The sequence below is a fragment of the Serratia sp. H402Y genome (assembly GCF_051172415.1).
Taxonomy (GTDB): domain Bacteria; phylum Pseudomonadota; class Gammaproteobacteria; order Enterobacterales; family Enterobacteriaceae; genus Serratia; species Serratia ureilytica.
On the sequence record NZ_JBPIYZ010000004.1, the window covers coordinates 114,111 to 140,598 of the forward strand.

The 26,488-nt window shown below is 56.8% G+C and carries 21 protein-coding genes; 7 read left to right on the forward strand and 14 right to left on the reverse strand.

The window, feature by feature from the left end; all coding sequences use genetic code 11:
* Window positions 1-27: 27 nt before the first annotated feature.
* Window positions 28-342 (reverse strand): hypothetical protein, encoded by a 315-nt coding sequence (locus ACSBQS_RS18990; protein WP_025303891.1) that lies wholly within the window; start codon window positions 340-342, stop codon window positions 28-30.
* Window positions 343-517: 175 nt separating this feature from the next.
* Between ACSBQS_RS18990 and ACSBQS_RS18995 the strand changes: the two genes are divergently transcribed.
* Both ACSBQS_RS18995 and ACSBQS_RS19000 read left to right on the forward strand, forming a co-directional pair.
* Complete coding sequence (locus tag ACSBQS_RS18995; protein WP_047025599.1) at window positions 518-1,150, forward strand: response regulator transcription factor; 633 nt, start codon at window positions 518-520, stop codon at window positions 1,148-1,150.
* Window positions 1,147-2,928, forward strand: a complete 1,782-nt coding sequence (locus ACSBQS_RS19000) for an ATP-binding protein (protein ID WP_434991277.1) — start codon at window positions 1,147-1,149, stop codon at window positions 2,926-2,928. The genes ACSBQS_RS18995 and ACSBQS_RS19000 overlap by 4 nt, the downstream gene beginning before the upstream one ends.
* 97 nt (window positions 2,929-3,025) lie before the next feature.
* Here the strand turns inward: ACSBQS_RS19000 and ACSBQS_RS19005 are convergent, their stop codons facing one another.
* The 3 genes from ACSBQS_RS19005 to ACSBQS_RS19015 form a co-directional block, all read right to left on the reverse strand.
* Window positions 3,026-3,220: a hypothetical protein gene (locus ACSBQS_RS19005; protein ID WP_127897174.1), complete on the reverse strand. Its 195-nt coding sequence runs from the start codon at window positions 3,218-3,220 to the stop codon at window positions 3,026-3,028.
* Between the two features lie 159 nt (window positions 3,221-3,379).
* A complete protein-coding gene (locus tag ACSBQS_RS19010; protein ID WP_033644081.1) occupies window positions 3,380-5,494 on the reverse strand; it encodes a peptidase domain-containing ABC transporter in 2,115 nt (704 codons plus the stop codon).
* Entirely contained in the window at window positions 5,487-6,782 is a 1,296-nt protein-coding gene (locus ACSBQS_RS19015) for an HlyD family secretion protein (RefSeq protein ID WP_168177216.1), read from the reverse strand. Before ACSBQS_RS19015 ends, ACSBQS_RS19010 begins: the two co-directional genes overlap by 8 nt.
* A 302-nt stretch (window positions 6,783-7,084) precedes the next feature.
* On the opposite strand from ACSBQS_RS19015, the gene ACSBQS_RS19020 reads away from it, so the two are divergent.
* Window positions 7,085-7,402, forward strand: coding sequence for a hypothetical protein (locus tag ACSBQS_RS19020; RefSeq protein WP_079007635.1), 318 nt, complete (start codon window positions 7,085-7,087; stop codon window positions 7,400-7,402).
* Window positions 7,403-7,479: 77 nt separating this feature from the next.
* Here the strand turns inward: ACSBQS_RS19020 and ACSBQS_RS19025 are convergent, their stop codons facing one another.
* From ACSBQS_RS19025 to guaB, 4 genes are all read right to left on the reverse strand, one after another.
* Entirely contained in the window at window positions 7,480-9,105 is a 1,626-nt protein-coding gene (locus ACSBQS_RS19025; RefSeq protein ID WP_232093957.1) for a cholesterol oxidase substrate-binding domain-containing protein, read from the reverse strand.
* 128 nt (window positions 9,106-9,233) lie between these two features.
* Window positions 9,234-10,037, reverse strand: coding sequence for a helix-turn-helix domain-containing protein (locus tag ACSBQS_RS19030; protein ID WP_033644341.1), 804 nt, complete (start codon window positions 10,035-10,037; stop codon window positions 9,234-9,236).
* Between the two features lie 1,102 nt (window positions 10,038-11,139).
* Entirely contained in the window at window positions 11,140-12,717 is a 1,578-nt protein-coding gene (guaA, locus tag ACSBQS_RS19035; protein WP_021504498.1) for a glutamine-hydrolyzing GMP synthase, read from the reverse strand.
* Between the two features lie 103 nt (window positions 12,718-12,820).
* Window positions 12,821-14,284, reverse strand: coding sequence for an IMP dehydrogenase (gene guaB / locus ACSBQS_RS19040; protein ID WP_004941460.1), 1,464 nt, complete (start codon window positions 14,282-14,284; stop codon window positions 12,821-12,823).
* Between the two features lie 170 nt (window positions 14,285-14,454).
* Here guaB and xseA point away from each other — a divergent pair, with 170 nt between their 5' ends.
* The gene (gene xseA / locus ACSBQS_RS19045) at window positions 14,455-15,831 is read left to right on the forward strand and encodes an exodeoxyribonuclease VII large subunit (RefSeq protein WP_047025824.1); all 1,377 of its coding nucleotides are present in this window, start codon (window positions 14,455-14,457) and stop codon (window positions 15,829-15,831) included.
* 3 nt (window positions 15,832-15,834) lie between these two features.
* Here xseA and ACSBQS_RS19050 read toward each other — a convergent pair whose 3' ends face one another.
* Together ACSBQS_RS19050 and ACSBQS_RS19055 are read right to left on the reverse strand one after the other, a co-directional pair.
* Entirely contained in the window at window positions 15,835-18,201 is a 2,367-nt protein-coding gene (locus ACSBQS_RS19050) for a TIM-barrel domain-containing protein (protein WP_434991278.1), read from the reverse strand.
* Window positions 18,202-18,212: 11 nt separating this feature from the next.
* The gene (locus ACSBQS_RS19055) at window positions 18,213-19,523 is read right to left on the reverse strand and encodes an MFS transporter (protein WP_033651564.1); all 1,311 of its coding nucleotides are present in this window, start codon (window positions 19,521-19,523) and stop codon (window positions 18,213-18,215) included.
* A gap of 359 nt (window positions 19,524-19,882) precedes the next feature.
* On the opposite strand from ACSBQS_RS19055, the gene ACSBQS_RS19060 reads away from it, so the two are divergent.
* From ACSBQS_RS19060 to ACSBQS_RS19070, 3 genes are all read left to right on the forward strand, one after another.
* Window positions 19,883-20,953 carry a LacI family DNA-binding transcriptional regulator gene (locus ACSBQS_RS19060; protein ID WP_042785773.1) on the forward strand — a complete coding sequence of 357 codons (1,071 nt, stop codon included), beginning with the start codon at window positions 19,883-19,885 and terminating at the stop codon, window positions 20,951-20,953.
* A gap of 62 nt (window positions 20,954-21,015) precedes the next feature.
* The gene (locus ACSBQS_RS19065) at window positions 21,016-22,041 is read left to right on the forward strand and encodes a M4 family metallopeptidase (RefSeq protein WP_033644087.1); all 1,026 of its coding nucleotides are present in this window, start codon (window positions 21,016-21,018) and stop codon (window positions 22,039-22,041) included.
* Window positions 22,041-22,382: a protealysin inhibitor emfourin gene (locus ACSBQS_RS19070; RefSeq protein ID WP_016929750.1), complete on the forward strand. Its 342-nt coding sequence runs from the start codon at window positions 22,041-22,043 to the stop codon at window positions 22,380-22,382. The genes ACSBQS_RS19065 and ACSBQS_RS19070 overlap by 1 nt, the downstream gene beginning before the upstream one ends.
* 4 nt (window positions 22,383-22,386) lie before the next feature.
* Here ACSBQS_RS19070 and ACSBQS_RS19075 read toward each other — a convergent pair whose 3' ends face one another.
* The 4 genes from ACSBQS_RS19075 to bamB form a co-directional block, all read right to left on the reverse strand.
* Entirely contained in the window at window positions 22,387-22,608 is a 222-nt protein-coding gene (locus tag ACSBQS_RS19075) for a zinc ribbon domain-containing protein (protein WP_004941446.1), read from the reverse strand.
* 13 nt (window positions 22,609-22,621) lie between these two features.
* Window positions 22,622-23,578: an AEC family transporter gene (locus ACSBQS_RS19080; protein ID WP_033651565.1), complete on the reverse strand. Its 957-nt coding sequence runs from the start codon at window positions 23,576-23,578 to the stop codon at window positions 22,622-22,624.
* Between the two features lie 99 nt (window positions 23,579-23,677).
* Complete coding sequence (gene der, locus ACSBQS_RS19085; protein ID WP_004941442.1) at window positions 23,678-25,168, reverse strand: ribosome biogenesis GTPase Der; 1,491 nt, start codon at window positions 25,166-25,168, stop codon at window positions 23,678-23,680.
* A gap of 131 nt (window positions 25,169-25,299) precedes the next feature.
* Window positions 25,300-26,481 carry an outer membrane protein assembly factor BamB gene (gene bamB / locus ACSBQS_RS19090; RefSeq protein WP_033644089.1) on the reverse strand — a complete coding sequence of 394 codons (1,182 nt, stop codon included), beginning with the start codon at window positions 26,479-26,481 and terminating at the stop codon, window positions 25,300-25,302.
* Between the last annotated feature and the right edge of the window lie 7 nt (window positions 26,482-26,488).

Consider the following 26,488-nt stretch of genomic DNA (forward strand, 5'->3'; position numbering starts at 1 on the left):
AAGCGGCAATACCGCCTCCAAAGCGAATTATTTATGGGTGACTACCGGTGTACAGGTCGGCGCGCTCAGCGACGGCGAGGAGCCTAAAATTCCCGGCATCATCAGCGATGAACAATCGAAAATTCGGCCTTTTTCTGTGGTGGCGCGATAAGAAAGTTTTTGGCCGCCCAGCGCATCCGGCTGCGCGCCATTGACATTGGTCACGGTAATTTCGTCCGATGAACCCAGGCCCAGCATTTTAGCGGTTTCCGCCTGCAGCAGCGGAATGGCCTGATCGGTTTTCAGGGTGGAACAACCGGCTATCATCATCGTAACGGTTAAAGCGATAAGTGGTTTCTTCATAAATTATCCTTTATAACCAATCAGTTAAAATTACCGATTGGCTTTATGTTTTCTCTTATCCAAATCCTCGAATAATATATTTCCCTTTCCTAAACGAAAAAACCCTCCTAAAGTAGGGAGGGTTGATAATAACTCATCAGACCTATCTGATATTTGAAGGCGAAAGGAGAATCCTTTGGGGCAGGATTATGCGTTGGTCGTTGATGACCATCCATTGGTAGCAAGCGGCATCGCTAATTTTCTCAGCACGCATTGCCGATTCAAACAGGCGCATGTGGTGACCACAGAAGAGAATTGCTACCGTCATATTAGGGAAAACGGCCCGCCGCGTTTACTGGTGATCGATTTTTGGCTCTCTTCCGGTACGGCGTTGAAATTACTCAAAGAAGTAAAGCAACTTTATCCTCAGGTGCGGATCTTGGTGGTTAGCGGCGACGAGAATAACGATATCTGGCAGAAAGTGCACACTGCCGGCGGGCATGGATTTGTATTAAAAAACGAACCTCCTGAATTATTCGCCAAGGCGGTCTTTGCGCTGAACGATAATCAGGAATGGTTTCCTGACGGGAATGAATTCGCCGTTAAAAGCAACAACGAGCATTTAAAAAAATTTAATTTAACCCCACGACAAATTGACGTATTAAATATGATGATGCGCGGCCTGCCCAATAAAAGGATCGCCGCGCAGCTGTCTATTTCCGAACCCACCGTCAAAGAACACATCAGCAATATTTTGAAAAAGATCGGCGTCAACAGCCGGGTCGAAGCCATTACGCTGTTGCACGGCAAACGGGAGCCGTCGCAATGAGGTTTTTCCAGAATTTACAAAATGATGGCATCTCACCACGCGCGCAGATCCGCCTGCTGGACAACACCTTCATGCGATTGGTGTTCAGCTTTACCGCCGTACCTTTCGTCGGTATCCCTTTTGCCATCTGGATTTATTTGCTGGGGGATGAACTTGGCCCAACCATTGCCTGGATCATGGTTTACCTGCTATGCGCCGTGGCGATCAGAATATGGCATCGGCGCTACCTGCGCGAGGCCAAAGAAAATGATGAAGACACCGTGCTGCGCCGCTGGCTGCCGCGCATTAATAAGGTGGCCTTTATTCACGGGCTGGGGATCTCCTCACTCTATTTAATTACCCCGCAGACCCATAACTTTGACTTTTTCCTGCTGCTCAATATCAGCATCGCCGCGATCGTCGCCGCCAACGCAACGCATCTGACGCCCGTCATCAGCACCTTTACGCGTTTTTTCTTCGCCTCCTGGGGGCTGCTGAACCTCGGTATCATCTGGCGGCTGGAAGACGTGATGTTCATCGTGCTGATGCTGAACTTGCTGTACGGTTTCGCCATTTATCGCCACGCGTTAACCTCACATGCGTTCTTTATTCAGCAAGCGCTGCTCGAAGAGCAAAGTTCGCGCCTGGCGGAACAGTTCCGCCAGGCCAAAGAAGAGGCGGAACAGGCGCTGTTGGACAAGAACCAGTTCCTGACCACCGCCAGCCACGATCTGCGCCAACCGGTGCACGCCATGGGTTTTCTGATCGAAGCCATCATCCACAAAAACCGGGACGACAGCCTGACGCCGCAGCTGCTGGATCTGCAGCAGAGCGTGCGCTCTGTGCATCTGATGTTCAATTCGCTGCTTGATCTCAGCAAGATCGAATCCGGCAACGTGCGCACCGCCGCCACCCATGTGGATATCGGCACCCTGCTCGACTCAGTGATCACCCTGTTCCGCGAAGAGGCCAACAGCCGCTCGCTGGCGCTGCGCACCTGGCGGCCCAGGCGGCGCATCAGCGTGATGGGCGATCCGCTGCTGGTGCGGCAATCGCTGATCAATCTGATCCAAAATGCCCTGCGCTACACGCAACGGGGCGGCGTACTGATCGCCATCCGCCCGCGCGGCGCCGAGTGCCTGGTGGAAGTGTGGGATACCGGCGTAGGCATCGCCGACGAAGAGAAAAGCAAAATCTTCTCCCCTTATTACCGCCCCGAGCTGGCGTGGAAGATAGACAGCGCCGGGCACGGGCTGGGGTTGGCGGTGGTAGCGCGCTGCGCCAAGCTGATGAAGGTGGAGTACGGCATGCACTCCGTCGAGGGCAAAGGCTCGCGCTTCTGGATGCGCTTTGCGCAATACCTCGGCGAAGACAAAGCGCCGGAGATCGCGGCGACGTACGACAACACCGCCACGCCCACCCGCTACGCGCCGCTGCGGGGATCCTGCCTGGTGGTGGACGACGATCCTTTGGTGACCTCCGCCTGGGAAAGCCTGATGAGCACCTGGGGCATCACCGTGCGCTGCGCGGCCTCCGCCGAGGAAGCCTTCGCCATCGTCGACGACGGCTTTACGCCGTTCGCCGTGCTGTGCGATCAACGCCTGCGCTCCGGCGAGAGCGGTTTCGACATCCTCAAAGCGTTGTTCGAACGCCTGCCGGACGTGAGCGGCGCCATGGTCAGCGGCGAGTTCAATTCGCAAGTTCTGCAAGAGGCCGAGCAGAAAGGCTATCTGGTGCTGCGCAAGCCGCTGGAACCGGCCAGGCTGCATGCGCTGTTGACGCAGTGGGGGGCAAGTTAACTACACAGATGGCGCAGGTTATCCGCCAGCAATAAGGCAGGCTCAATGAATAAAACATTAAGCCTGCCGCATTTTACGCTGCGTTATCTAAATACGATTAATCGCATTTAGGCGGTTCTGGTTTGCAGACCGGCGGCTCAGGTTTACATACCGGCGGTTTTGGCGTGCAACCGCCCCAGGCATTATTCCACGCGTTTCCCCAGCTGTTAACAACCTTGCCGATAATAGCCAGACCCAGGCCAATCGTTGCGCCGTTCACCTGCTGAACTTCTGTTGAGTTTAATTCTCTCATTTTTCATCTCCATTCACTAAAAAGAATCAATTAAAAAATACTGCTTTTTATGAACCGTCGGTTCACGCTTTAGGTATAAGGCGCTCGATAAAATAACTCAATAACGAAAATCTTAATTAAAGATGAAATAAATATAAAATTTTATATCTCATCAAACAATTACGCCATTGCATTTACAGGTTGCAATGTAATTACCCGATCTGCCGATGCAATCGTCGATGGCCGATGAGCAATGATAACGCGGGTCATTTTCAACGAGGATATGGCTTCGTTCACCCTTTTTTCATTGTCCAGATCCAAATGACTGGTGGCTTCGTCCATAAACAGAATACTGGGCCTTCGATATAACGCGCGGGCGATAAGCACCCGCTGTTTTTGCCCGCCGGAAAGACTGCCCCCCAATTCGCCCACCAACGTTTCATATCCCATCGGCATTTTCATAATATCGTCGTGAATATTGCAATGCTTGGCGCATTCAACGATAAATTCCGTATCGGGATGAGCATCAAAACTGCATATGTTCTCGGCAATTGAACCGGCAAGCAGTTTATCTTCTTGCAATACACATGCGATGCACTCCCGATAATTATTAATGCCGATATCATGAATGTTAATGCCGTTGATAAACAAACGCCCTTCCGTCGGTTCCAACAGCCCGCACATCAGCTTCATCAACGTGGTTTTGCCGACGCCTGAAGGCCCGACGATCGCCACGCTTTCTCCCGCCGCGATCTGCAGGCTGAGCCCGGGGATCACTGGGCGCGAAAGGCTATCATATTGATAAAGCAGATCGCGCACTTCAAAAGTCACCGCCTCGTTGGGATTGCATATCTTGCGATAGGGCTTTTCTTCCTCTGTCGTAGAAAGCACGATGTCCGCCAGCCTTTCATTATGCAAATTCAGCATTCTCAGCCGAATGACCATATCGATAAGATTTGACGCGCGATCGGAGAATTGCCCCCGATAGGCATTAAAGGCGACAAACATGCCTAATGTCATTTGACTGTCGATCACTAAAGACGCGCCCAACCACAAGATAACGATTTGATCGCAGGCCGCAAGAAACGCATTCACGCCGCCAAAGAACATATCGAGCTTCGTCACCCGAATATTGGCGTTTGCCGTATCGATATTTAAATTTAACCAGAACTGCGAACGCGTTCCCGCCAACCCCAACGACTTCAGCGTCGCGATGCTGTACAGCGTCTCCATAAAATGTGAGCTGGCTTTCGCCGACTTCACTAATTGCTCCTCGGACGCTTGCCGATAATAGCGATAGGTCGAAAGGCGCAGCAGAACATATAAGACCGTAAAGCCGGAGGCTACCCACACCAGCCAGCCGCCATACATGAACATCATGATAAATACGCCGACCGACATGATGCCATCAATGATGCTGGAAACGATACTGGTGGTAAACGTGGTGCGAATGGCGTCCAACGAGCCAAAGCGCGATTGAATATCACCCAGCTTGCGCTTTTCAAAATAGGCAAGCGGGAGCTTCATCAGATGATCAAACAGCCCTGATTTCCACTGTATATCGATCAGCGCGCCCATCACGATGGAGATCCACGAACGAAACATCGAAACGCAGGTGCGGAACAAGATAAAAAACAGTAAACCGACGCAAATAATGACCAATAAATTATGGTCGCCGGCCTGGATGACGTGGTCCATCACCAACTGAGTCCCGACGGGCATCAGCAGATTGACGGCCTCAATGACCAGCGACAGCGCGAAAATTTTTACCAGCGCGCTTTTAAGACCGGTGACATTGCTGAGCAGTTTTCTAAAGTGCAGGCGATTTTTCTGCACCACAGGCGTGAATTCACTGCTTGGCCATACCTCTAAAGCGATTCCGGTAAAATGCAGGGAAAACTCCTGCAGGCCGATAACCCGGCGGCCAAATGCCGGATCGTGCAGGGTTATCCGCCCACCGCGAATGTTGACCAGGACCACAAAGTGATTCATATCCCAGTGCAATATGCAGGGCCTTTTCACCTGGTGAATCTCATCCAGGCTCAAGGATAAAGCCCGCGTTTTCAAATTGAGATTCTCGGCGATCGCGATCAGCGAGCTCAGGGTGGCGCCGCGGGCCGAGATATCAAACTTCTGACGCATCGACAGCATATCGATGTGCATGCCGTAATAGCCGCACACCATCGCTAAACTGGCCAGCCCGCATTCGGCGGCCTCCGTTTGCAAGACCTGCGGCACTTTTCTTCTGAGCGACAGGTTCAGCTTGCCAACGATATTCTCATAAACTTTATTCACGAAGTGGCCCCGACACACTGTTTTTCATGTCATAAAATGGCGCGAACATCCATTGGTAGATGGGTCTTTTCTCCAGGAAAAGCGTGGCTTGCGCCTTCATGCCGCTTGAAAGGTTCAGCTTCTTTCCCTGATAGCCGAACTGCGTGTTATCGATAGCCACCAGCACTTTGTAGTACGACTCAACCAGTTCAGCCGATTGTCGAGTTGGCGAACTGCTGTAAGTGGACATTTCCTGAATTGATGCGGGAACATAAGCGATGCTTTCGATCACGCCGGGAAACTGACCAAATTTTTCATACGGGAAGGCGTCATAGCGAACGTTGATGTGATCGCCTCGGCTCACGTAAGGCACGCTGCTGTTGGGCAACCATAAAACCAAATAATAGATGGCATGATTACTGGGGATTAATTGCGCCAGGCTGTCTCCCGTATTGACCATTTGCCCAGGCGTCACGCTGAGTGATTCAACGCGCCCGTCCGCCGGCGCATTGACAATCAACGAGCCGCTGGCGTCCGCTTCGGCCAGCTGCCGCAGGAGATCATTGCGCTGAAATTGATATTGTGAGATTTGATTATCGAAATCGGACGCTCTTGTCGCGAGATCGCTATTCAGGTTAGTTATCTGCAAAGACTCTTGAATGCTTTGGTTATAGAGACTGTGGAACGTACTCTGCTGCTGATAGTAGAGGTAAACCTGGTTATTCAGCTGATCCCGATTAATGAGCCCCTTACTGCGATACTCATCGTAATTTTTCATGGTTTCGCGCATGAAGTTAACACCGTTGCGTGAATTCTCGACCATCTGTTTGGACTGGCTGTGCGCCAGTTTATATTGGTCAATCTGCGCTTGCAGATTGACCAGGGTCGTTTTCTTGTTCGCCTCCAATTTGGCGATGATGCTATCGACCTGCGCCAGTTGATTTTCTATCGCCTGCCGCGTGCTTGCGCTGACGGTGCCGGAATCCGTCACCCTGCTGACGTCTATCTGATAAAGATGCTGCCCTTTTTTTACCTGATCGCCCACATTGACAAAGCGTTGTGCAATGAATCCCTGCTGAGTAGCAAATATGTTGACCGATCTTGGCAGCGTCGTGACCTCTCCGCCCACGCTGATACGCCGGGTATAACCGCCATAGGTCACGAAAATGATCAGCACAGAAACGAATGAAAGTGAAATGCCCGCGATGACCCAGGCCGGCAACCCTGCAATTAACAATGCTTTTCCTGCCCATTTAGAACGACTGTGCGATAAGGCCTCTTCCCTAAACAAATTATGACCTCTCCATATATAGCGACACCGTTTATTTTTATCTTTTCCATGGCCCAACACGGCGCTTATTTAGATTTAGTCTTTGTTGGCAAAACCCACAAGTAATAATAATCTTAAAAAACCACAAAACTGCTGAAACGTCACAAAAAGTGCGACCCTAATATTAGCGACGGCGTTATGAGTTGCATATTTCAACGCCGGCCTCTTTAATCTAAGCGTATTCTCATCAAGCCGTCATTCACAGAGGCTGCGAGAATTAATCGGCGAAACGCTTTACGTTTCGTTCCTGAGGCATAGGGATAAAGTTGAAAGGATTTACTATGAAAGAGCTAAATACTGCAGAGATCGAAATCGTTTCTGGTGCGGGGATTATTTCCGATACGGCAAGCTTTGTATCAGGATTTGCCGGCGATGTTATCATTGATACCGTAAAATTGGCCAATGATGCGCTTAATACCCGATTGATCTCTTCCGTAGGCCAAGGGTTCAACGCGATCGGTTTTGGCTTGGGCGCCGTTCATAATGTCGCGGACTCGCTTGGCTATGCGGCATTTAAAAGCGTTGCAGCCGTAGGCTCCCTGCTGGGTGGGGATGCAAGCCGTATCGAATATCATTACGAGAAAGAATGGGGTGCTTGAAAACAAGCGGCTCCCTCTGAAAGGTTAATGATGCTAACCACCTGCCCAATCAGGTGGTTATTTCAATTACGCACTCACTAACTCTTCTGTTTGAAAACCGCTTTGGTCAATGGAGAGGAGAACACGTTGTGCGGATCGTACTTATTCAGCACGTTGCAGGCATGATTCCAACTGTCATTGTTCCCTGCCCCGGCATTAAAGCTGCGCGGAATGTTTTCTTCGAGTACGGTTTTATCCTGCCACGCGGCCTGTGACGTATAACCCCAGCCTTTACTCCACTCTACGCGAACCGTCGCATAGTCGCCCGCATAGTGGCTAAAAATCCATTTTTCCATTTCACTGTAGAATTTATTGGCATCCGGCGTATCGGGCATGGTCAGAATATCCAACCAGATCGCGACATCCCATTCCGGATGGGATTCAACGGGACGAATAGCCGAAAGATCGGGAGCAATGGCATTGGCCACCGCGCTCTCTTTTGCACTGTCCAATCCGGTGACGCGAATTTCAATCGGGCCATTCATCGGAAATGAATTCTTGCGCTGGTAATCGACCACCATGTCTTCATATTTTTTTGTGAAATCGTGCAATACGTTTTGAATATTGCTCCGCTTCGTGATTATCGCGTAACCATTGGCCGTCACGCGCAGCGTTGTCGGCTTCACATACAACAGCAGATCCTTGCTCCACCCCCACAGATCCGCCGACACGGTGGCCCCTAAACCAATGCTGACCAACTCCATCTGCGCCTTGCCGAGTGTCGGGGTCAGCTCCGGGTGGCCATTATTGATTTTTTTAATGATATCGGAAATTTTAACCGGCAAATTATCCGAGAACGGATAGTTAAATGGACCATTAACCGGTTTTGACACTTTTGGGAAGCTGTCTTCTTGCTTCCACACTTTCAGCCATGGTTTTTCCGTGAACGGGAACCAGATGACTTCAACGCGCCCGCACAGATCCAAGAAATGGCTGAAGGTATTTTTTGTCGTGCTCGCAGTGGAAAAAAGATCCGCCGCAGTGACATTAACATAACTTTGACAGCGTAAACGCCGGTTGCGCGGCACCTGCAGCGTCACTTCGCTGATAAAAGCCCGGCCGACATGCACCAGGAATGCCGAGCTCTCCGCATTATCACGCGTAAACTCCTTTAATTCATACTTCGACCGCGCCTGATCCCAGACGACAGCTTTTAGCGACACCACGCTATTGCTCACGGAACCAAAGCTGGCAAACTCAGCCAGAGGCTCATCTTTTGCCGGGATGCAGGTTCCATGGCCGCCGATGGCGAGCACGCCGCCCAGGGTCAGATCGCCAGGCGCCGGCGTCGCGTAAAAGCCGAGTTTCTTTTTTTCTAATTCAGTGAGCAAAGCCTGCATTGTCACCCCCGTTTGCGCGGTGACGTATCCATGCTCTCCCACTTTATTGATTGAGATGTTTTTGAATTTCCTGGTGAGGTCGATCAGCACGACATTGCTGTTATCCTCCCCGTTTGCAATAACGAGCGGGGACCAGTTGTGCTTGATGCCAACCGGACGCACGCAATATTTACTCTCATGCGCCCAGTTAATTACGGCCAAGAGCTCATCCGTATTTTGTGGATAGCAGGTCAGAATATGATTGCCGGAGATTTCTTTTGACCAATTAACAAAATTGACATACTCATAGCCCACAGGGAACGTGTTCAAACTAGAACCAGTCATAACTGACTTCCTTTTAAAATTAAAATAGATAGAGATAAAAACGGCAACAGCCCGAGCGCTAATTAATCACCCTGATAAGCACCTCCTTTTCCTTGGGATAATCCCTCTGTTTTACTGCCCGAAGAGCGTCAAGACTTGCCAATATAAATCAACACCTTGACGTTAATTTCCGCGTATTGAAAATTCTTTTCTTTATGCAACTCAATTAAAAAGCCGTTTCTTATTCGCACGCCAAGCAAAGGAAGATAGGCGTCATAGATGCTGTCAAAAAAAACCAGATATTCGTTCAACCTGCCGTTAAACTCGAACAATAAATACTGCCCTCTTATCAACGTCAGATTGCGTGTCTCGTAGTACCCTTTGCTGAGCGTTACTTCCCAACCGGATGAAGCCAACTTTACCGTGCGCATTGACGTATCGGTATTTTTCCCTGTGCGGCTGCCGTATTTCTGTCGTTCCTCTCCTCCAGAGCTGGAAGCATTCATTGAATGATAGAGAAAAAACTTATATCCCTTAAGCAGGTATATGTTCTTGGGCATTTCGATAAAATGATATGCTGACGGATTTTGTATTAAAAAGGGAGGGAGATGTTTGGAAAAGTCCCATTCCTGGCTCGTTCTAAAGTCCTTTGGGCTTTCACCGAAAAAGCGTTGAAAGGCGCGGCTAAAAGCCTGCTGGGAGCTAAAGCCGATAGCAGTAGCCACTTCCAATACTTTTAAATCAGACTGTTTGAGCATGACGGCAGACTTGCTCAGACGCCTATTTCTGATATACGTCGCTATTTTCATTCCCGTATAACGCTGAAACATTCTTTGCAAGTGCCATTTCGAATAACCAGACAAATCCGATAACTTTTCTATCGAGAGATCATGCTGTATATTCATCTCGATCAAATTAACTAGCTCGACCACGATACTATGCTGGTAACTCATAATGACATCCATGCCCTAACAAAACCCACCCTCAGACAACCTGCTCATTGGGCTTTTATCCATTAAAATGAAAAACAAAGCGCTGCCGCAATCATGCAATTAGGATTAGAATGTGAAAAACAATGAACCTTTTATAGTTGATTGACAAAGAGATACTTCTTTTTGGGTAGACATCCTCCTTGTGACGTTATTGGTATAATTCTTATAAAGCTTTTCCCTGGTGAAGGCTTTTCCTGTCTCTTTCATCTTGACCAATATCCATCCTGACGTTGTGCAACTAAGCAGTCAAAAGAAAGCATATCCTGGCATCCGTTGATAAATCGTTTGCCTCCCTCTCGGCGGTGCATTTTAATACCCTTACATTTAGAGTAGCCTATGTAGATAGCTTAGAAAATATCAAATGCCAGATAATTACACAGTTCGCACTTTATGTTACGACAATAATTAAAAGATAAGAAAAATCATATAATTAGAATTTCAATTCCAAGCAATGAATGCCGATAAAACGTAGATCTCGTCCTTGAGAAGGGTTATTAAAAACAATGAAACCGCTGATTTCCCCAATAAAAACAGAAAGAAAGATTTATAAAATAAGAAATAGACTAATTCACCGCATCCTTCTGATATATTTATTCGTCAGACCAAGTCTTTCAGAAAAATCCCATAAAAGGGCGCACGGAGTCCTTTAATTTTCGCAGAGGATTAATTAGCTACGCCATCGCCCGATGCCGATGAGTCGACGCGCCTCAATACGGCAATTCATTTTAATGCCGCGGCCCGGCGGATACGGTGAATAAAGCCCCGTTATCCGACGACATCATCGCACCGGCGAAGTGCGCGTGGTTGCAGAATACCGTTCTGCGGATAGGCGCAAAGCCGAGATGGAAAACGCCGCGCCTCAGAAAATGAGCCGTAAGCAAAGCGCAGGCGGCTCCGCGCGGGCTGTCCTCTCCGTTCGCCCCTCTCTCAACCCAGCCCTCCTTTCGGATCGGAGGCCGTCTACGGCACAGGGCGCCAAACATCGGGCATAAAAAAACCCGCCGTTAAGCGGGTTTGGTTCTCATGTGCGGTTCACTGACGCCAGCCTACGCCGGACGCGGGATTACTCCCACTCGATCGTCGCCGGCGGCTTGCCGCTGATGTCGTACACCACGCGGGAGATGCCGTCCACTTCGTTGATGATGCGGTTGGACACGCGGCCGAGGAAGTCATACGGCAGATGCGCCCAGTGCGCGGTCATGAAGTCGATGGTTTCCACCGCACGCAGGGAGACCACCCAGTCGTATTTGCGGCCGTCGCCCATCACGCCGACCGAGCGCACCGGCAGGAACACGGTGAACGCCTGGCTGACTTTGTTGTACAGATCGGCTTTGTGCAGCTCTTCGATGAAGATGGCGTCGGCGCGGCGCAGCAGATCGCAGTACTCTTTCTTCACTTCGCCCAGCACGCGCACGCCCAGACCCGGGCCCGGGAACGGGTGACGGTACAGCATGTCGTACGGCAGGCCCAGTTCCAGGCCAATTTTGCGCACTTCGTCTTTGAACAGCTCTTTCAGCGGCTCGACCAGGCCCAGCTTCATCTCTTTCGGCAGGCCGCCCACGTTGTGGTGCGACTTGATCACGTGCGCTTTGCCGGTGGCGGAAGCGGCGGATTCAATTACGTCCGGATAGATGGTGCCCTGCGCCAGCCATTTCACCTGCTCTTGCTTGCAGGCTTCTTCGTCGAACACTTCAACGAACACGCGGCCGATGATTTTACGCTTGGCTTCCGGCTCGTCGACGCCCGCCAGCGCGGTCAGGAAGCGGTTTTCCGCCTCGACGTGCACGATGTTCAGGCCGAAGTGGTCGCCGAACATTTCCATCACCTGCTTGGCTTCGTTCAAGCGCAGCAGACCGTTGTCGACGAACACGCAGGTCAGACGCTTGCCGATGGCGCGGTGCAGCAGCATCGCGGTCACGGAGGAGTCAACGCCGCCGGACAGGCCGAGGATCACGTGGTCCTCACCCACCTGCTCGCGGATGCGCTCAACCGCATCTTCGATGATGGTCGCCGGCGTCCACAGGGCCTCACACTGGCAGATGTCCAGTACGAAGCGCTCCAGCATGCGCTGGCCCTGACGGGTGTGGGTCACTTCCGGGTGGAACTGCACGCCGTAGAAGCGTTTTTCTTCGTTGGCCATAATGGCGAACGGGCAGGTATCGGTGCTGGCGACGGTCACGAAGTCGGACGGGATCGCGGTCACTTTGTCGCCGTGGCTCATCCACACGTCCAGCAGCGGTTTGCCGGCCGGGCTGATGGCGTCTTCGATGTCGCGCAGCAGCGCGCTCTCGTTGACGATTTCCACCTGCGCGTAGCCGAACTCGCGTTCGTTGGAGCCCTGCACATGGCCACCCAGCTGCATCGCCATGGTCTGCATGCCGTAGCACACGCCCAGCACCGGCACGCCGGCGTTGAACACGTAGTCAGGGGCGCGCGGGCTGCCGGCTTCGGTGGTGCTTTCCGGGCCGCCGGACAGGATGATGCCGCTTGGATTGAATTCGCGGATCTGCTCTTCGCTAACGTCCCAGGCCCACAGTTCGCAGTAAACGCCGATTTCGCGCACGCGGCGGGCGACCAGTTGGGTGTATTGCGAACCGAAGTCCAGTATGAGGATGCGATGCTTATGGATATTTTGTGTCATGTGAGGCGAATTCCAGCAACAAGAGAAAAAGAGCGAAAATGTATGTTTTCGGGATGGGGCTTAGCGCCCCACCCCGGCCTCTCACTCAGGAGAGGTTAAGGCATCAGCCCATGCGGTAGTTCGGCGACTCTTTGGTGATGGTCACGTCGTGCACGTGGCTTTCCTGAATGCCGGCGCCGCTGATGCGCACGAACTCCGCCTTGGTGCGCAGATCGTCGATGGTGGCGCAGCCGGTCAGGCCCATGCAGGAGCGCAGGCCGCCCATCTGCTGGTGCACGATGGCTTTCAGCATGCCTTTATAGGCCACGCGGCCTTCGATACCTTCCGGCACCAGTTTGTCGGCGGCGTTATCGGTCTGGAAGTAACGGTCGGAAGAGCCTTTGGACATCGCGCCCAGCGAGCCCATGCCGCGGTAAGATTTGAACGAGCGGCCCTGATACAGCTCGATTTCGCCCGGAGATTCTTCGGTGCCCGCCAGCATGGAGCCGACCATCACGCAAGAGGCGCCCGCGGCGATCGCTTTGGCGATATCGCCGGAGAAGCGGATGCCGCCGTCGGCGATAACCGGAATACCGGTGCCTTCCAGCGCTTCCACCGCGTCGGCGATGGCGGTGATCTGCGGCACGCCTACGCCGGTCACGATGCGGGTGGTACAGATGGAGCCAGGGCCGATACCCACTTTCACCGCGCTCACGCCGGCTTCAGCCAGCGCTTTGGCGCCCGCCGCGGTCGCGACGTTGCCGCCGACGATCTGCAGATCCGGGTATTTGGCGCGGGTTTCGCGGATGCGCTGCAACACGCCTTCGGAGTGGCCGTGCGAGGAGTCGATCAGCAGGACGTCAACGCCTGCCGCCACCAGCGCATCAACGCGCTCTTCGTTGCCGGCGCCGGCGCCGACCGCCGCGCCCACGCGCAGACGGCCGTGTTCGTCTTTACAGGCGTTCGGCTTACGTTCCGCTTTTTGGAAGTCTTTAACGGTGATCATGCCCAGCAGGTGGAAGCTGTCGTCCACCACCAGCGCTTTTTCTACGCGCTTTTCGTGCATCTTCTGCAGCACCACGTCGCGCGCTTCACCTTCTTTCACGGTGACCAGGCGATCTTTCGGCGTCATCACCGCAGTCACCGGCTGAGTCAGATCGGTCACGAAGCGCACGTCGCGGCCGGTGATGATGCCGACCAGCTCGTTGTCTTCGGTGACGACCGGATAACCGGCGAAGCCGTTGCGCGCGGTCAGCTCTTTCACTTCCTGCAGCGTGGTGGCCGGGGTAACGGTCTGCGGGTCGGTGACTACGCCGCTTTCATGTTTTTTCACGCGGCTGACTTCTTCAGCCTGGCGCTCAATGGACATGTTTTTGTGGATGAAGCCCAGGCCGCCTTCCTGCGCCAGCGCGATGGCCAGGCCGGATTCGGTAACGGTATCCATGGCTGCGGACAGCATAGGGATGTTCAGGCGGATGGTTTTGGTCAGTTGAGTGCCGAGCTCTGCGGTGTTAGGCAGAACCGTGGAGTGGGCTGGAACCAGGAGGACGTCGTCAAACGTCAGAGCTTCTTTAGCGATACGTAGCATGGGCAATATCTCACCAGGGTGGGCTGTGAAAAAGATAAAATATTGCCGCGGCATTATACAGAGCGGAATCGGTTGCCTCCAGCACTTTCTTACAAAAAGTCTTGATTACCTTTTTCAGCCATGTAGTATCGACCAATTAAGTGATTGTTTTGAAATTTGATCTGGGTCACATGTCGCTACCTGTTTCGCCTTCCATTTTTACCGTAAGCCGCCTGAATCAGACGGTTCGCCAACTGCTGGAAATGGAAATGGGGCAGATTTGGCTCTCCGCCGAGATCTCCAACCTCTCCCAGCCCGCCTCCGGCCACTGGTATTTCACGCTGAAAGACGACCGCGCCCAGGTGCGCTGCGCGATGTTCCGCAACAGCAACCGCCGCGTCACCTTCCGGCCGCAAAACGGCCAGCAGGTCTTGGTGCGCGCCAGCATCACGCTGTATGAACCGCGCGGCGACTACCAGCTGATCGCCGAGAGCATGCAGCCCGCCGGCGACGGCCTGCTGCAGCAACAGTTCGAGCAGTTAAAACAGCGCCTGAGCGCCGAAGGGCTGTTCGATCAGCAGTTCAAGCAGCCGCTGCCCGCACCGGCCAAACGCGTCGGGGTGATCACCTCCGCCAGCGGCGCGGCGCTGCACGATATCCTGCAGGTATTGCAGCGGCGCGATCCGTCGCTGCCGATCGTCATCTACCCCACCTCGGTGCAGGGCGCGGAAGCGCCGATGCAGATCGTGCGCGCCATTGAGACCGCCAACCGCCGCGATGAATGCGACGTGCTGATCGTCGGCCGCGGCGGCGGTTCGCTGGAGGATCTGTGGAGCTTCAACGACGAACGCGTGGCGCGGGCGATCTTCGCCAGCCGCATTCCGATCGTCAGCGCCGTCGGCCATGAAACCGACGTCACCATCGCCGACTTCGTCGCCGACCTGCGGGCGCCGACCCCTTCCGCCGCCGCCGAACTGGTGAGCCGCAATCAGCTCGAGCTGTTGCGCCAACTGCAGTCGCAGCAGCAGCGGCTGGAGATGGCGATGGATTACTACCTGGCGCAGCGTCAGCAGCAGTTCACCCGCATTCATCACCGTTTACAGCAGCAGCATCCGCATCTGCGCCTGGCGCGCCAGCAGACGCTGCTGTTCAAGCTGCAGCGCCGAATGGAAGACGGCATGCAGCAGCAGCTGCGCCTGGCCACCCGCCGCAGCGAACGCATCCAGCAGCGGCTGGCGCAGGTGCAGCCGCAGGGCCGCATTCACCGCTACCAACAGCGCGTGCAGCAGCAGGAATACCGTCTGCAGCAGGCGATGGAGCGCCAGCTCAACGCCTACCGCCAGCGTTTCGGCGTGGCGTGCAGCCAGCTGGAGACCGTCAGCCCGCTGGCGACGCTGGCGCGCGGCTACAGCGTGACGCAAACTCCGCGCGGCGAGCTGCTGAAAACCACCAAGCAGGCGCAGGTCGGCGAACTGCTGAAAACCCGCCTGCAGGATGGCTGGGTGGAAAGCGAGGTGAAAACCATCACCGTCGCCAAAAAGCCGCGCAAGAAGCGCGCGGCCGAGTAAGCCCTACTCCAGCGTAAAACGCTCGCCGGGTTCACCGTTCACCCACAGCGCGCGCGTTTCGCCTTCCGGCAGGCTGAGCGTCAGCGTGCGCCAGGCCGGGCGGAAATGCCCTTCCGTCGTGATATCCACCATGATGCGCTGATGGTCGCAGCGCATTTCCCAGCGCAGCCACAGCGCATCGCCCTGCCGCCAGCCGTCGCTTTCGCCGTCGTCCTCAAACAGCAGCCCGCCGCTCGCCCCGCCGCCCTTGAGCGGAAACAGCCGCAGCTCGCGCCGATCGTCGGCGGCCACGTCCACATGCGCCAACCGCTGCGACAGCGGCAGCGCCGCCCCGGCGCGCACCAGCAGCGGCAGACGCTCCAACGGCGCCGCCAGCGTCACCGTCTGGCCGCCGCCGAACCACTGGCCGCTGTAGAAGCAGTACCAGCCTTCGCCATTATCCGGCAGATACACCGAACGGCGACGTTGCCCCGGCTCCACCACGCTGGCCACCAGCAGATCGCGGCCAATCAGAAAATCGTCGTTTTCGCCAAAGGTGCGCGCATCCTGTTCGTGATCGAGAAAAGTCGGGCGCAGCATCGGCTCGTCGTCGGCGCAGGCCTGCCACAGCAGCGTGTAGAAATACGGCAGCAGCCGGTAACGCAGGTTGATCGCCTCGCGCACCGCCGGGGTGGCGGCCGGGTACATCCAGGGTTCGTTGACCGTGGCGTCGTCATTCCAGGAGTGGATGGTGAAACGCGGGTGCATCACGCCGTTTTGTACCCAGCGCACCAGCAGCTCCGCGTCCGGTTTGTCACCGGAGAAGCCGCCGACGTCGTGGCCGAGGTTATACAACCCGGACAGGCTCATGCCCAACCCCATGCGAATGTTGTAGCGCAGCGTCTGCCAGCTGGTGCGATTATCGCCGCTCCAGGTCTGCACGTAGCGCTGCATGCCGGCGCAGCCGGAGCGCGAGATCAGGTACGGCCGCCGCTGCGGCGCAAAGCGCAACTGGGCCTCCATCGAGGCGCGCATCATCAGCAGCGGCATCACCGGGCGGAGATGTTTGATGGCGATCGGCCGTCCAAAGCCGTGGCAGCGCGCTTCGCCGTCCCACACTTCGTACTCGTTGTTGTCGTTCCAGGTCGAATCGATGCCCATCTCCAGCAGCTGCTGTGTGACGCCCTGCTGCCACCAACGCACCGTCGCCGGATTGGTGAAGTCGAGGTGCGATCCTTCGTCGTCCCAGAAGCTGGAGCGTTCCGGCGCGTCGCTTTGCGAATCGCGGATAAACAGCCCCTGCGCCGCCACCTCTTGATACTGCGGATGATCCTGCAGCAGGCACGGCTTGATGTTGGCCGCCAGCTTGAGGCCGGCGTCGTGAAACGCCTGGCTGAGCAGCCTGGGCTGCGGCACCTTGTCATAGTTCCAGTTAAACACGTAGCGTTTGTTGTTGATCGAGGTGTAGCCCGACGACAGCTGGAAAGAGTCGCAAGGGATGGCATGTTGACGGCACAGCGCAATGAACTGTTGCAGCTGCTGCTGGGCGTCCGGCGCGTCGGTGTAGTGCATGGTCGAACCGCTGTAGCCCAGGCTCCACTTCGGCCCGAAGTGGGTGCGGCCGGTCAGGCGCACGAACGCCTTGGTGACATCCAAAACCTTCGGCCCGAGGAACAGGTAGTAATCCAGATCGCCCGCTTCGGCCTGATAGCGGCGGTAGGCCGTATGGTAGTTGTCGATCTCGTTGCCCAGATCCAGCCAGCAGCTGCTCAGGTTGTCGTAGAACAGGCCGAAGCTCGCCTCCGGCCCGCGGGTGATGGTAAACGGAATGTGCTTGTACAGCGGATCGGTGCTGGCGGCGTTGTAGCCCATCGCGTCCAGGTTGCGCATCTCGAAGCGGCGGCCGGTGCGTTCCAGATCGCCGGCCTTCTCCCCCAGGCCGTAATAGCGCTCATCGGCGAAACGCCGCTGGTAATGCGCCACGCCGTCGCCGTGCGCGTTGAGCAGGTAGGCGCTGGTCGGCCGATCCGCCGCCAGCGGCCGCCACTCGCCGTCGGCATTGCAATACTCCCACGCCAGCCACAGCGGCTGATGCACCGTCACGCGCAGCAGCGGCGTGCTGACCACCAGCCGATCGCCCTCCCGGCGCAGCTGATAGCCCGGCAGGCTGAAACCGGCGACGCTGAGCCGATCGCGCCCCTCCCAGGGCACATCCTCCTGCGGCGCAATGCTCCAGGTGCGATCCAGCGCCAGCTCGCCCTCACGTTTGATCAACACGCGGAACAGACCGTCTTCCAGCACGTACAGGCAGAAACGGTGGCGTTCATCGACCAGCAGCTCGACGTGGTCGGCATGCTGCGCCGCCAGCGTCCAATTTTTCAACGTTTTCATACATATTCCACTTAGCTGTGTGAAGGGGTTTTCTTACCGCCGCGCTCGGCGATCAGGGCAATCAGGAACAGGGCGCCGATCAAATCGAAGAAGCCCATCGCGATGAACAGCGGGTTGAAGCCGAGGGTGTCGGATACCGCGCCGATCAGGAGCGTGAACAGGAAGCTGGCGATCCAGGCGCTGGAGCCGCGCATGCCGTTGACCGTCGCCATTTGGTTCTTATCGAACGATTCCACCACCAGGGCGCTGAGCATGCAGGAGATCACCTGATGGCCGAACCCGCCGATCGAGATCAGCGCGATCGCCACATAGGGATCTTGGGTGATCGCCACGAACGCCAGCGACACCATCAGGAAAGCGCCGGTCACCGAGCTGGCGACCACCGAGTTGACGCGGCTGCAGCCGAACCATTTGCGGTATAGCGTGGTGAGATAGCCGCTGGCGACGCTGCCGATATCCGCCGCCAGGAACGGCAGCCAGGCGAACATCGCGATCTGCTTCAGATCCATGCCACGTTCGGTGGCCAGGTACAGCGGCACCCAGAAACTGAAGACCGCCCAGGCCGGCTCGGCGAGAAAGGCCGGGATGGCGATGCCATAGAATTTCTTGTTCTTGCACAGGCTGGCCAGCGAAGTGAAGAACGGCAGCTTCGGCAGTACCGGCTCGTTGTCTTCACGGATCAGGTCCAGCTCTTGTTGGCTGAGGTTCGGGTGCTGCTGGGGCGAGTGGTAGAACAGCCACCACAGCACTACCCAGATCAGCGCCAGCCCGCCGGAGAACAGGAACGCGCCCTGCCAGCCGAAGGAGACGTGGGCGATGACGATGATCGGCGGCGCCAACATGGCGCCGATGGAGAAACCGACGCCCGCCCAGCCGGCGGCGATCGGACGCTCCTTCTTCGGGAACCAGTCGGAGATCGCCTTGGCGTTGGCCGGGGTGGCCGCCGCCTCCGCGCCCCCCATGAAGAAGCGCAAAATGGCCAGTTGCAACCAGCTGCCGGCGCCGGCGTGCAGCATGCACACCACCGCCCAAATGCCCGCGCAGATCAGAAAGCCCATCTTCAGGCCGATGACGTCGATCAGCCAGCCGCAGATCGGCTGAAATACCGTATAGGCCAACTGGAACGACGCTACCACCCAGGCATATTGCTCAGTGCTCATGTTCAGGCTGGTTTTCAGTTCCGGCGCCAGAATGCCCAGCGAGTTGCGGGTAATGTAGTTGACCGTGACGCCCAACAAGAACAGCGCCAGCATCCACCAGCGTAGCGATTTGAACTTGCGCCGGCCGCTCTGCGCGACCGTCTGATTGATCTCCACACTCATCGGTTCTCTCCCCGCGGCCGCCCATGACAGCGACGCGCGCATTGGTAGGGTACGTTGCGCTATCAAAAGGGGACGGTGAACACAGGCCAACGCCCGCATAACAGACCGGTAGTCCATCACAACCCCATGATTTATTTTTTGTTTTCTTCTTTGCACACCGTTAAAATTGGACTGACAAGTCGTTAAAATTGGTGTACCAATGCAGACTACTCAGCGATCACGCACAGCGAAACGGGGTTTTTTGCAAAGATTTTCACAGGCGGGTGAAAAAATAGTCATAATGGCCGCAGGATCCAGTCAAAGTGCTGAAAAGCCGCAGTGAAAATATTCTCATGGACGAATTTGAAGGAGATCACAAAATGAACGGAAAGCTGAAAATCCAGGAGATCGCCCGCCAAACCGGGCTGTCGATCAGCACCGTTTCCCGCGTGCTGGCGGGCAAGGCCAACACCAGCGCCGAAGCGCGCCGCAAGGTGCTGGAATGCGCGCAGCAAAACGGCATTCTACAGGGCATTTCCAGCGGCCGACTGATGTTGAACAATGTGATGGTGTTCGCGCCGCAGCGCGCGTTCGACGTGCGCACCGATATCTTCTACTACAAGGTCATTCAGGGCATCGCCGCCGCACTGATGCAGCACGAGGTGCGCATCCGTTACTGCGGCCTGGAAGAACAGCACAGCGACGGCGCGCTGTTTCTGGAAAAAATGAGCGATCCGCACACCGAAGCGGCGCTGATCATCGGCATCGACGACGAACACATCCATACCCTGGCGGCCGATCTGCCCAAACCCTGCGTGCTGATCAACTGCACCGATCGGCAGATGCGGCTGGACAGCGTCTCGCCGGATCATCAGCTGATTGGCGACTATTCCGCCAGCTATCTGTTCCAGCAGGGGCACAGCCATATCCTCAACCTGCAGTGTCTGCGCCGCCACACCATGGAGCTGCGGCTGGCGGGCATCCGGCAGGCCTACGCGCGGCATCATCTGCCGTTCGACGACGGCCGCCATCTGGTGACCACTTCCGGCTTCGGCAGCGAAGAGGCCGAACAGGCGCTGAGCACCTACCTGAACCGCGCCCCGCTGCCGACGGCGATCCTGGCCGGCGGCGACTACATGGCGGTCGGGGCGGTCAAGGCGCTCAGCAAGCTGGGGCTGAGCGTACCGGGCGACGTATCGGTGATGAGCACCGATGGCTTCAACCTGGCGGAAATACACGACGTGCCGCTGACCTCGGTACAGGTGCCGCGCGATGAGCTGGGCTACGAGGCGATCCAGCTGCTGCAGCGGCGCATGCTGCGCGCCGACGCGCCGCCGTGCAACCTGCTGCTGCATGGCCGGTTGGCGGTACGCGCCTCGGTGCGGCGCATAAGTCCCCACAAGACCACCCCGGCGGTGAGCACGCATAACCACAGGCTTTATGACGAGTAGACTACACTTAGGCTCAGTGCATTCATTCGATGAGGTAAATTTTTTGCCTAAGGAGAGCCACTATGCCAGCCCAGCGCATGCGTTCCGTCATTCCTCCCTACATGCTGCGCCGCATTATTGAACACGGTAACGCCCCGCAGCGCGACTGCGCGCTGCACACCCTGAACCACGTGCAAAGCCTGCTCGGCAACAAGCCGCTGCGTTCACCGACCGAGAAAAACGCCCGAGCCGGCGAAGCGCTCCGCGATATCTACGACGCCCAGAACGGCACCCAACTGCCCGGCAAACAGGTGCGCAAGGAGGGCCAGCCCAGCAACCACGACGTGGCGGTGGACGAGGCCTACGACTATCTCGGCGTCACCTACGATTTCTTCTGGCAGGCCTACCGGCGCAATTCGCTGGATAATAAAGGGCTGCCGCTGGTCGGCAGCGTGCACTACGGCAAGGAGTACCAGAACGCTTTCTGGAACGGCCAGCAGATGGTGTTCGGCGACGGCGACGGCGAGATCTTCAACCGTTTCACCATCGCCATCGACGTGGTCGGCCACGAGCTGGCGCACGGCGTGACCGAGAGCGAGGCTGGGCTGATCTACTACCAGCAGTCCGGCGCGCTCAACGAATCGCTGTCTGACGTGTTCGGTTCGTTGGTCAAGCAATTCCACCTGCAGCAAACCGCCGATAAAGCAGACTGGCTGATCGGCGCCGGTCTGCTCGCCAAGGGCATCAAAGGCAAAGGGCTGCGCTCGATGTCAGCGCCCGGCACCGCCTACGACGACCCGCTGCTGGGCAAAGACCCGCAGCCTGCCAGCATGAAGGATTACATCCAGACCAAGGAAGACAACGGCGGCGTGCACCTCAACTCCGGCATTCCCAACCGCGCGTTCTACCTGGCGGCAACCGCGCTGGGCGGCTTCGCCTGGGAAAAAGCCGGCTACGTCTGGTATGACACAGTGTGCGACAAAGCGCTGCCGCAAAACGCCGACTTCGCCACCTTCGCCCGCGCCACGGTGAAACACGCGCAGGCGCGTTTCGATCAAAGCGTGGCGGACAAGGTGCAACAGGCCTGGCATCAGGTGGGGGTGGAGTAATGAAACCGCTGCCGACGCTCAATCAGGATACGGTCATTGAGCTGGCGCGCGAGGGAGGCTTCGCCTACATTCCCAAACTGGCGGGCCAGCGCCGCATTGCGCTGGCCGATATCACGCCGGAGCAACGGCAGCGCCTGAATCAGTTGCTGAATCAGACGCTGCCGTACGCCCAGGAAGAGGGCCAACCCAACTCCCCCGGCTGCGGCGACCAGCGCTACTACCGCGTACAGATCAACTACACCAGCCCCACCCTGAGCACCGAGATCGTGCTGTTAATCCCGGAAAGCAGCGCGCCGCAGGCGCTGGTGGATCTGTGGAAAACCGGCCAGGTGGATGAGTGAGGGCTTACAGCGGCTGATAGCTGAAATTCACCCGTTTTTTGGAGATCAGCCCGTGCCCGTTCTGGCACAGGTAATCCACCGCCCCGCAGGCCTTCAACTCTTGCAGCGGCTGCCCGCACTCCGGGCAGCTCGCCAGCTGCCGATAATCGCGCTGACAGGCGGCACAATGGTAGTGACCCGCTACCCAATTCATGGTCTGACGACAGTGCGGACAATGCGCATCCATAACGGCTCCCAGGTTAAATCGCGCCCCATGAGCGCAAGAAATAGATCCCCAACGCGGTGGTGAAGAACGACCCGACGGTGGTGATAGCGATAATGTTGGCCGCCAGCGTGGCGTTGCCGCCCATAGCGCGCGTCATCACATAGCTGCCCGAAGCGGTCGGCGTGGCGGAAAACAGGAAGATAATGCCCAGCGCCGCCCCCTGAAACCCGCACAGCCAGCCGGCCAGCGTCATCAGGAACGGCACCAGAAACAGCTTGGCCGCCGACGACAGCGCCGCCACGTTGGACGAGCGGAACATGGCGCGAAAATCCAGGCTGGCGCCGGTGCACAGCAGCGCCAACGGCAGCGACAGCGCGGAGATATAGCTGCCGGTCTGGCGGATCACGGTCGGGATGCCCAGCCCGGTTTGCGCATACAGCAGCCCGCACACCAGGCCGATGATCAGCGGATTGGTGACAATGCTGCGCAGCAGCGACAGGTGGCTGATTTTCTTGCCCTGCCCGCCCTGCAGGCTGCGCGTGAGGGTGATGACCGACAGTATGTTGAACAGGATCACGGTCACCGTCAGGTACAGCGAGGCGAGCGCAATGCCTTCGCTGCCGTAGGCGGTCATGGCGTAGGCCAGACCGACGATGGCGGTGTTGGCGCGAAACCCGCCCTGCACGAACACCCCGCGCTCACGCGGTTCTTTCACCACCCACCTGGCCGCCAGCTCCAGCAGCAGGAAGGTCGCCAGCGTGCCGACCGCGCCGAACAGCACCAGCGGCAGATTGCCGAGCAGCTGCGGATGGTTGGTGGCGATGCTGAAAAACAGCAGGCACGGCAGCGCCAGATTGAACACCAGGCGGGTCGCGCCATCGACGAAGCGGTCATCCATCAGGCGCCAATGGCGCAACAGGATCCCCAGCAGCATCATCAGCAGATTCGGCACGGTGACGTCGAACGCAAAACTCCAGGTTTCCCAGGACATGGTGTTCCTTCAGACAGGCGAGGTAATCTTCAGATAATAAAACGATTTCGGGCCAATAAAAAAGGGGCGCGGCATCACTGCCGCGCCCCTCATGAGCGATTACTTGCTCTTTTTCAGGTGGCTCATCAGGCGTTTGCGCTTACGCATCTGGGTCGGCGTCAGCAGGTTGCGTTTGCCGGCGAACGGGTTGTCGCCCTCTTTGAACTGGATGCGGATCGGCGTCCCCATCACGTTCAGCGAGCGACGGAAGTAGTTCATCAGGTAGCGCTTGTACGAATCGGCCAGATCGCTGACCTGGTTGCCGTGGATCACCACGATCGGCGGGTTGTAACCGCCGGCGTGGGCGTATTTCAGCTTCACGCGGCGGCCGCGCACCAACGGCGGCTGGTGATCGTCAACCGCCATCTGCATGATTTTGGTCAGCATCGAGGTGTTTACGCGACGGGTTGCGCACTCGTAGGCTTCCTGCACCGATTCGAACAGGTTGCCGACGCCGCTGCCGTGCAGGGCGGAAATAAAGTGCACACGCGCGAAGTCGACGAAGCCCAGACGCAGATCGAGCATCTCTTTCACGTGCTCGCGATCTTCTTCGCTCATGCCGTCCCACTTGTTGACCGCAATCACCAGTGAGCGCCCACTATTGAGGATAAAGCCGAGCAGCGAGAGGTCCTGATCGGAGATGCCTTCACGCGCGTCGATCACCAGCAGCACCACGTTGGCGTCTTCAATCGCCTGCAGGGTCTTGATCACCGAGAATTTCTCGACGGTTTCGGTCACCTTGCCGCGTTTGCGCACCCCGGCGGTGTCGATCAGCACGTATTCGCGTTCGTCACGCACCATCGGAATGTAGATGCTGTCGCGGGTGGTGCCCGGCATGTCGTACACCACCACGCGCTCCTCGCCGAGGATACGGTTAGTGAGCGTAGACTTACCTACGTTCGGGCGGCCGACGATCGCCAGTTTGATCGGCAGATCCTGCGGATTGAACGCTTCTTCCGGCTCTTCGTCTTCTTCGCCTTCCAGCGTTTCGCCGTTTTGCTCGGCCCAGTAAGCGGCGTTGGCCTCTTCCTCGGTCAGCTCGACGTCTTCCGGTTTTTCCGGCACGAACGGCACCAGCACGTGTTCAATCAGCTGGGTCACGCCGCGGCCGTGAGAAGCGGCGATAGCGAACACTTCACCCAGACCGAGCGAGTAGAAATCGGCGGTGGCGGTGTCCGGATCCAGACCGTCGGTCTTGTTGGCCACCAGGAAGGTCGCCTTCTGGCGGCTGCGCAGGTGCTGGGCGATGCCCTGATCCGCCGGCATCAGGCCGGCGCGGGCGTCGACCATGAACAGCACGATGTCCGCTTCTTCGATCGCCAGCAGCGACTGACCGGCCATGCGCGTTTCGACGCCGTCTTCGGTGCCGTCGATGCCGCCGGTATCGACGATGATAAATTCATTGCCTTCGATTTCAGCACGACCATACTTGCGGTCACGCGTCAGCCCCGGGAAATCCGCCACCAGCGCATCGCGCGTATGGGTTAAACGGTTGAACAAGGTGGATTTACCCACATTCGGGCGCCCGACCAGCGCGACGACAGGTATCATTGTTGAAGCCTCATTACTTAATAATCAATGCGTTACTGCACTGTGGATAGACACCAGCGGTGCAGCTTATAAAAATACGAAACGGCCCCTGAACATTCAGGAGCCGTTTGCAAGCCTTGCGACGAGCGGCGTTAGCGGGTGAAAGCGTAAACTTTCCCGCCGCGAGCCTGGATGATCAGCTTGTCGCCGGCCACCATCGGCGCAGACAGGAAGCCGGAGCTGTCCACTTCCTGCTGGGCGACAAAACGGCCATCGGTGGTGTTGACCCAGTGCAGATAGCCTTCGGCGTCACCGGTCACCAGATAACCATTATACATCACCGGCGGCGTCAGGTTGCGGTGCAGCAGATCGCTTTGCGTCCACACGGTCACGCCGCCTTCGGTGCTGAGCGCCACCACGCGATCGTTCTGGTCGATCAGGTAGATGCGGCCCGCGTCGACGATGAAATCATTCACCGAACCCAGCTCGCGTTTCCAGATGATCTGACCGGAACGCAGATCCAGCGCCGTCAGGTTGCCGTTGTAACCCAGCGCGTAGACCACGCCGTCAACGATCACCGGCGTGGTGTCCACGTCGTTCAGGCGATCGATTTCGGTCGCGCCGCTCGGCTGAGAAATGCGCTGTTGCCAGATCAGCTGGCCCTGCTGCATCAGCACGGCGCTGACGCGGCCGTTGTCACCGCCGACGATGGCGGCGCCAAAGGCGACGGCCGGCGCGGATTCACCGCGCAGCGACAGCGAAGGCATGTCCAGGTTAACCGTCCACTTCACCGCACCGTCGGCTTCGTTCAGCGCCTGCAGCATGCCGTTGGAGGTATGCACCAACACCATACCGTCGCTGACAACCGGACGGGAGATCGCTTCGCCGGCCACTTTGGTCTGCCAGGCGATGGCGCCGTCGGCGGTGTTCAATGCGTAAACCACCGCTTTTTCGCTGCCGACGTAAACCTTGTCACCCGCAACCGTCAGGCCGCCCGACAGCAGCGCAGACAGGTTGCTGGAGAAGAAGCCGGTCTTCTCGGAAAGATTGACCTTCCACTTCTCGTTGCCGCTGTCGGCGTCCATCGCTTTCACGATGCCGAAGCGATCGGCGGCGTAAATGGTGCTGTCCTGATAGGCCGGGCGCAGGTGGGAGTAATACTCACCGATACCGTCGCCCACCGAGGTGCTCCACGCCTTGTTCGGCGTAAACTGATTTTCAACTTTCGGCAACGGCGACATGGTAACCACGTCTTCTTCGCTGTTAAACAGCGAGCAACCACTCAGCAAGGCAGCGGAAACCAGTCCGACCAAGAGTGTTTTACGCAATTGCATGGGAATT

Excerpts from the sequence above, each read along its gene's own strand:
- ACSBQS_RS18990 (WP_025303891.1), bottom strand. The coding sequence starts at position 342 with ATGAAGAAACCACTTATCGCTTTAACCGTTACGATGATGATAGCCGGT.
- ACSBQS_RS19000 (WP_434991277.1), top strand. The coding sequence starts at position 1,147 with ATGAGGTTTTTCCAGAATTTACAAAATGATGGCATCTCACCACGCGCG.
- ACSBQS_RS19005 (WP_127897174.1), bottom strand. The coding sequence starts at position 3,220 with ATGAGAGAATTAAACTCAACAGAAGTTCAGCAGGTGAACGGCGCAACG.
- ACSBQS_RS19020 (WP_079007635.1), top strand. The coding sequence starts at position 7,085 with ATGAAAGAGCTAAATACTGCAGAGATCGAAATCGTTTCTGGTGCGGGG.
- ACSBQS_RS19025 (WP_232093957.1), bottom strand. The coding sequence starts at position 9,105 with ATGACTGGTTCTAGTTTGAACACGTTCCCTGTGGGCTATGAGTATGTC.
- ACSBQS_RS19030 (WP_033644341.1), bottom strand. The coding sequence starts at position 10,037 with ATGAGTTACCAGCATAGTATCGTGGTCGAGCTAGTTAATTTGATCGAG.
- guaA (WP_021504498.1), bottom strand. The coding sequence starts at position 12,717 with ATGACACAAAATATCCATAAGCATCGCATCCTCATACTGGACTTCGGT.
- guaB (WP_004941460.1), bottom strand. The coding sequence starts at position 14,284 with ATGCTACGTATCGCTAAAGAAGCTCTGACGTTTGACGACGTCCTCCTG.
- xseA (WP_047025824.1), top strand. The coding sequence starts at position 14,455 with ATGTCGCTACCTGTTTCGCCTTCCATTTTTACCGTAAGCCGCCTGAAT.
- ACSBQS_RS19050 (WP_434991278.1), bottom strand. The coding sequence starts at position 18,201 with ATGAAAACGTTGAAAAATTGGACGCTGGCGGCGCAGCATGCCGACCAC.
- ACSBQS_RS19055 (WP_033651564.1), bottom strand. The coding sequence starts at position 19,523 with ATGAGTGTGGAGATCAATCAGACGGTCGCGCAGAGCGGCCGGCGCAAG.
- ACSBQS_RS19060 (WP_042785773.1), top strand. The coding sequence starts at position 19,883 with ATGAACGGAAAGCTGAAAATCCAGGAGATCGCCCGCCAAACCGGGCTG.
- ACSBQS_RS19065 (WP_033644087.1), top strand. The coding sequence starts at position 21,016 with ATGCCAGCCCAGCGCATGCGTTCCGTCATTCCTCCCTACATGCTGCGC.
- ACSBQS_RS19070 (WP_016929750.1), top strand. The coding sequence starts at position 22,041 with ATGAAACCGCTGCCGACGCTCAATCAGGATACGGTCATTGAGCTGGCG.
- ACSBQS_RS19075 (WP_004941446.1), bottom strand. The coding sequence starts at position 22,608 with ATGGATGCGCATTGTCCGCACTGTCGTCAGACCATGAATTGGGTAGCG.
- ACSBQS_RS19080 (WP_033651565.1), bottom strand. The coding sequence starts at position 23,578 with ATGTCCTGGGAAACCTGGAGTTTTGCGTTCGACGTCACCGTGCCGAAT.
- der (WP_004941442.1), bottom strand. The coding sequence starts at position 25,168 with ATGATACCTGTCGTCGCGCTGGTCGGGCGCCCGAATGTGGGTAAATCC.
- bamB (WP_033644089.1), bottom strand. The coding sequence starts at position 26,481 with ATGCAATTGCGTAAAACACTCTTGGTCGGACTGGTTTCCGCTGCCTTG.